The organism is Micromonospora endophytica (assembly GCF_003236305.1).
Classification (GTDB): domain Bacteria; phylum Actinomycetota; class Actinomycetes; order Mycobacteriales; family Micromonosporaceae; genus Micromonospora; species Micromonospora endophytica.
In genome coordinates, this window is the sequence record NZ_POTX01000323.1 from 1 (window position 1) to 5,265 (window position 5,265).

A 5,265-nucleotide genomic window follows, 5' to 3' on the forward strand; every position below is an offset into this window, starting at 1 on the left:
GGGCGGGAGTTGTTAACCGGGGGCCCCTCCTATACATGAGGCGTTAGCAGGGGGCCCCTCCTTGCGTCTGGACGAGTTCGATGAGCACGCCGTTGGCGTCCTTGGGGTGGACGAAGTTGATCCGTGAGCCGGCGGTGCCGCGGCGCGGGGTGTCGTAGAGCAGCCGGAGACCGCGTTCGCGCAGCGCCGCGCAGGCCGCGTCGATGTCGGCAACGGTGTACGCCACCTGCTGCACCCCGGGGCCGTTGCGGTCGAGGAACTTCGCGATCGTCGACTCCGGGGTCAGCGGGGCGAGCAGCTGTACGCAGCCGCCCTCGGTGGTCGGCCCCACCGCCAGCATCGCTTCCCGGACCCCCTGCTCGGTGTTGGTCTCGGTGTGCACGCAGCGCATCCCGAACGTCCGTTGATGGAAGTCGATCGCGGCGTCGAGGTCGGCGACCGCGATCCCGACATGGTCGATACGGAGCAGGCCGATGTCTGTGACATAGTCGGCAGCGGGCTCGATGGGGCAGTTCTCAGGCATGACGCTAGTCTGGCCGAACAATCGTTAAGGCGTACAGGTCGGCACCCCCTCGGAGGCAGGTATGGCTTCGGTGATCGTCAGCGGCGCGCGGACCCCGATGGGGCGCCTGCTGGGCAACCTCAAGGACCTACCGGCGACCAGGCTGGGTGGCATCGCCATCGCCGCCGCCCTGGAGCGGGCCGGCGTCGCTCCGAACCAGGTGCAGTACGTGATCATGGGGCAGGTGCTGCAGGCCGGCACCGGGCAGATCCCGGCCCGGCAGGCGGCGGTGGAGGCGGGCATCCCGATGTCCGTGCCGGCCCTGACGATCAACAAGGTCTGCCTCTCCGGCCTGGACGCGATCGCCCTGGCCGACCAGCTGATCCGGGCCGGCGAGTTCGACATCGTGGTGGCCGGCGGCATGGAGTCGATGACCAACGCCCCGCACCTGCTGCTCGGCCAGCGCGGCGGTTACAAGTACGGCGACGTGACGCTCAAGGACCACATGGCGCTCGACGGGTTGAGTGACGCCTGGGACTGCTGTTCCATGGGCGAGTCCACCGAGCGGCACGGCACCGCCCGCGGCATCACCCGGCAGGAGCAGGACGAGTTCGCCGCGGCCAGCCACCAGCGGGCCGCCGCCGCGCAGAAGAACGGTCACTTTGCCGACGAGATCACCCCGGTGGTCATCCCGCAGCGCAAGGGCGACCCGCTGGTGATCAGCGAGGACGAGGGCATCCGGCCGGACACCACCGCCGAGTCGCTGGCCCGGCTCCGGCCGGCGTTCACCGCCGACGGCACCATCACCGCGGGCAGCTCCTCGCCGATCTCCGACGGCGCCGCCGCGGTGGTCGTGATGAGCAAGGCCAAGGCCAAGGAACTCGGCCTGACCTGGCTGGCCGAGGTCGGGGCGCACGGCAACGTGGCCGGGCCGGACAACTCCCTGCACTCGCAGCCGTCGAACGCCATCCAGCACGCCCTGCGCAAGGGCGGGCTCAGCGTCTCCGACCTCGACCTGATCGAGATCAACGAGGCGTTCGCGCAGGTCGGCATCCAGTCCACCCGTGACCTCGGGGTCAGCCCGGAGAAGGTCAACGTCAACGGCGGCGCGATCGCGTTGGGCCACCCGATCGGCATGTCCGGCGCCCGGCTGGTGCTCACCCTCGCCATGGAACTCAAGCGGCGCGGTGGCGGCACCGGGGCGGCGGCGCTCTGCGGTGGCGGCGGTCAGGGTGACGCCCTGATCATCCACGTCCCCGCCCCGTCTGAGCAGTGAGCCGGCGCAACGCTGGTGCTCCGGCGGCCGGTTCGGTGCGGCGCAGTCGGGACGTACCACTGCTCGTCGAGCGGGCCCGCGAGGGCGACCCACGCGCGGTGGCCCGGCTGATCACCCTGGTCGAGTCGGGCGACGAGACGCTGCCGGCGATCGCCGCGGCACTCGCCCCGCACACCGGTCGGGCCCAGGTGGTCGGGTTGACCGGTTCCCCCGGGGTGGGCAAGTCGACCACCACGAACGAGCTGGTGCGGGCCCTGCGGGCCCGGGGCCACCGGGTCGGCGTGCTGGCCATCGACCCGTCCAGCCCGTTCACCGGCGGGGCGATCCTCGGTGACCGGGTGCGGATGCAGGACCACGCCACCGATCCGGGCGTCTACATCCGCTCGATGTCCAGCCGGGGACACCTCGGCGGGCTGTCGGCGGCCACCCCGCAGGCGGTGCGGGTGCTGGAAGGTGCCGGCTGTGACGTGGTGCTGGTGGAGACCGTCGGGGTGGGGCAGGCCGAGGTCGAGGTGGCTTCGCTCGCGGACACCACGTTGGTGCTGCTCGCACCCGGGATGGGCGACGCGATCCAGGCGGTGAAGGCCGGCATCCTGGAGATCGCCGACATCTTCGTGGTCAACAAGGCCGACCGGGACGGCGCGGACGCCACCGTCCGGGACATCCAGGGCATGATCGCCCTGGGTGAGCGCGGGCCGGGCCAGTGGCGTCCGCAGGTGGTGCGCTCGGTGGCGGTGCGGGGCGAGGGCATCGACGACATCGCCGCCGCCATCGACAAGCACCGCGGCTGGTTGGTCGAGCACGACGAGCTGCGCCGCCGCCGCGAGGCGCGGGCCGCCGTCGAGATCGAGGCGATCGCGCTCGGTGCGCTGCGGGCCCGGATCGGCTCGCTACGCGACGGTACGCAGCTGCCGGCGCTCGCCGCCGAGGTGGCCGCCGGCGCGACCGATCCGTACGCCGCCGCCGACGCCCTGCTCGCCCAGCTCTCCGCCTGACGGCGTCCACTGCGCAGCGGCGCGGACGGCTAGGCTCGCATCGACCCGCGACAGGCGTGGGCGGGCTACGGCCGGTGGGAGAGCATGGACCACGAGATGACGCAGGAGTTGCCGATGACGCCGGACGCGGTGCCGGGCGGGCGTACGCACATCTCCGACGAGGTGGTGGAGAAGATCGCGGTGGCCGCGGCGAAGGCCGTGCCGGGCGTGGTGGAGTTGGGTGGGGACATCGCCCGGTTCTTCAACGCGGTGCTCGACCGGGTCGGCCTGGACCAGGTGGGGGACGCCCGGCGGGGGTGCTCTGCGCACGTCACCGACGGCGGCGCGGTGATCAACCTGGTCATCGTGATCGACGCCGGGCATCCGGTGCCCGAGGTGACCACCGCGGTACGGGCCGGGGTGACCCAGGCGGTCGAGTCGTACGGGCTGCGGGTCGACGAGATCAACATCCGGGTCGACGACGTGGCCATCGACGGGCCGCCCGCCTGAGTCCGCGCCGCTCGGTTACCGTCCGGTACGAACTGGCTTAGCGATCGTTCAGGTCAGGGCTCTAGACTCGACGTGCAGTCGAGGACTCAAGGAGGAGCCCCGGGATGAACGCCGACGAGATCGCTGCCGGACGGGCCCGCTGGCAGGCCCGGTACGACGCCGCGCGGAAACGGGACGCCGACTTCACCACGCTCTCCGGGATGCCCGTCGAGCCGGTCTACGGGCCCCCGGAGGGTGCGCCGTACCCGGGGTTCGACCGGATCGGCTGGCCGGGCGAGTTCCCGTACACCCGGGGGTTGTACCCCACCGGCTACCGGGGGCGGACCTGGACGATCCGGCAGTTCGCCGGCTTCGGCAACGCCCGGCAGACCAACGAGCGTTACAAGATGATCCTCGGCGCGGGTGGCGGCGGCCTCTCGGTCGCCTTCGACATGCCCACCCTGATGGGCCGCGACTCCGACGACCCGCAGGCCCTCGGCGAGGTCGGCCACTGCGGGGTGGCGGTGGACAGCGCCGCCGACATGGAGGTGCTCTTCGACGGCATCGACCTGGCCGCTGTCACCACCAGCATGACCATCTCCGGCCCGGCGGTGCCGGTCTTCTGCATGTACCTGGTCGCCGCCGAGCGGCAGGGCGCCGACCTGTCCACGCTCGACGGCACCCTCCAGACCGACATCTTCAAGGAGTACATCGCGCAGAAGGAGTGGCTCTTCGACCCGGAGCCGCACCTGCGCCTGATCGGCGACCTGATGGAGTACTGCGCGACGGAGATCCCGCGCTACAAGCCACTGTCGGTCTCCGGCTACCACATCCGGGAGGCCGGCTCGACCGCCGCGCAGGAGTTGGCGTACACCCTCGCCGACGGCTTCGGCTACGTCGAGTTGGGGCTCTCGCGGGGGCTGGACGTCAACGTCTTCGCACCCGGGCTGAGCTTCTTCTTCGACTCGCACGTCGACTTCTTCGAAGAGATCGCCAAGTTCCGCGCCGCCCGCCGGATCTGGGCCCGCTGGCTGCGCGACGTCTACGGCGCCACCAGCGAGAAGGCGCTGTGGCTGCGGTTCCACACGCAGACCGCCGGAGTGTCGCTCACCGCGCAGCAACCGGTGAACAACGTGGTACGCACCGCCGTGGAGGCGCTCGCCGCGGTGCTCGGCGGCACCAACTCGCTGCACACCAACGCCCTGGACGAGACGCTCGCGCTGCCCACCGACTCCTCCGCCGAGATCGCCCTGCGGACCCAGCAGGTGCTGATGGAGGAGACCGGGGTGACCAACGTGGCCGACCCACTCGGCGGCTCGTGGTACGTCGAAACGCTCACCGACCGGATCGAGGCCGAGGCGGAGGAGATCTTCGCCCGGATCCGTGCCCTGGGCGGCGAAGGTCCGCACGCCATCGGCCCGATGACCGCCGGCATCCTGCGCGGCATCGAGGACGGCTGGTTCACCGGCCAGATCGCCGAATCCGCATTCGTCTACCAGCAGGCGCTGGAGAAGGGCGACAAGAAGATCGTCGGGGTCAACTGTCACACCGCGACGGTCGCCAAGGAGCTGGAGATCCTGCGCATCTCGCACGAGGTGGAGCTGGAACAGCGCCGGGTGCTCGCCGAACGCAAGTCCGGCCGCGACGACGCCCGGGTACGCGCGGCGATCGAGACGATGGTGGCGGTCAGCCGGACCGGAGAGAACCTGATCCCGGCCATGCTCGACGCGGTCCGGGCCGAGGCCACCCTCGGCGAGATCTGCGACGCGTTGCGCGCGGAATGGGGCGTTTACCGCGAGCCCGCACGGTTCTGACAACAGCCGGAGTCAGGGTGGCTGGGCAGGGGTGACGGTCGCAACTGTGCGGGCCGCGGTTGATCTGAGTTCAGCAAATCGCGTGCGAGACTAGATAACCATGAGCGACCCACGGATCACCTCGTCGATCTTCACCCGCGGCGCGGTCGACCTCAGCGCGCTGCGCAGCCCTGCCCCCAGTCCCACGCCGGCCCCGGCGCAGTCCGGGCC

The 5,265-nt window shown here is 71.1% G+C and carries 5 protein-coding genes and 1 pseudogene; 5 read left to right on the forward strand and 1 reads right to left on the reverse strand.

Annotation, left to right across the window (positions count from 1 at the left end; genetic code table 11):
* Positions 1 to 43 precede the first annotated feature (43 nt).
* Complete coding sequence (gene mce, locus C1I93_RS27980) at positions 44 to 523, reverse strand: methylmalonyl-CoA epimerase (RefSeq protein ID WP_111246262.1); 480 nt, start codon at positions 521 to 523, stop codon at positions 44 to 46.
* 61 nt (positions 524 to 584) lie between these two features.
* Here mce and C1I93_RS27985 point away from each other — a divergent pair, with 61 nt between their 5' ends.
* The 5 genes and pseudogenes from C1I93_RS27985 to C1I93_RS28005 all read left to right on the forward strand — a co-directional run.
* A complete protein-coding gene (locus C1I93_RS27985) occupies positions 585 to 1,778 on the forward strand; it encodes an acetyl-CoA C-acetyltransferase (RefSeq protein ID WP_111246263.1) in 1,194 nt (397 codons plus the stop codon).
* Positions 1,775 to 2,773 (forward strand): methylmalonyl Co-A mutase-associated GTPase MeaB, encoded by a 999-nt coding sequence (meaB, locus tag C1I93_RS27990; protein WP_111246264.1) that lies wholly within the window; start codon positions 1,775 to 1,777, stop codon positions 2,771 to 2,773. Before C1I93_RS27985 ends, meaB begins: the two co-directional genes overlap by 4 nt.
* An 84-nt stretch (positions 2,774 to 2,857) precedes the next feature.
* Entirely contained in the window at positions 2,858 to 3,262 is a 405-nt protein-coding gene (locus tag C1I93_RS27995) for an Asp23/Gls24 family envelope stress response protein (protein ID WP_111246265.1), read from the forward strand.
* 104 nt (positions 3,263 to 3,366) lie between these two features.
* Positions 3,367 to 5,055 carry a coenzyme B12-dependent isobutyryl-CoA mutase large subunit gene (icmA, locus tag C1I93_RS28000; protein ID WP_111246266.1) on the forward strand — a complete coding sequence of 563 codons (1,689 nt, stop codon included), beginning with the start codon at positions 3,367 to 3,369 and terminating at the stop codon, positions 5,053 to 5,055.
* A gap of 100 nt (positions 5,056 to 5,155) precedes the next feature.
* Positions 5,156 to 5,265, forward strand: a pseudogene (locus tag C1I93_RS28005) (co-chaperone YbbN); the annotation flags it as partial.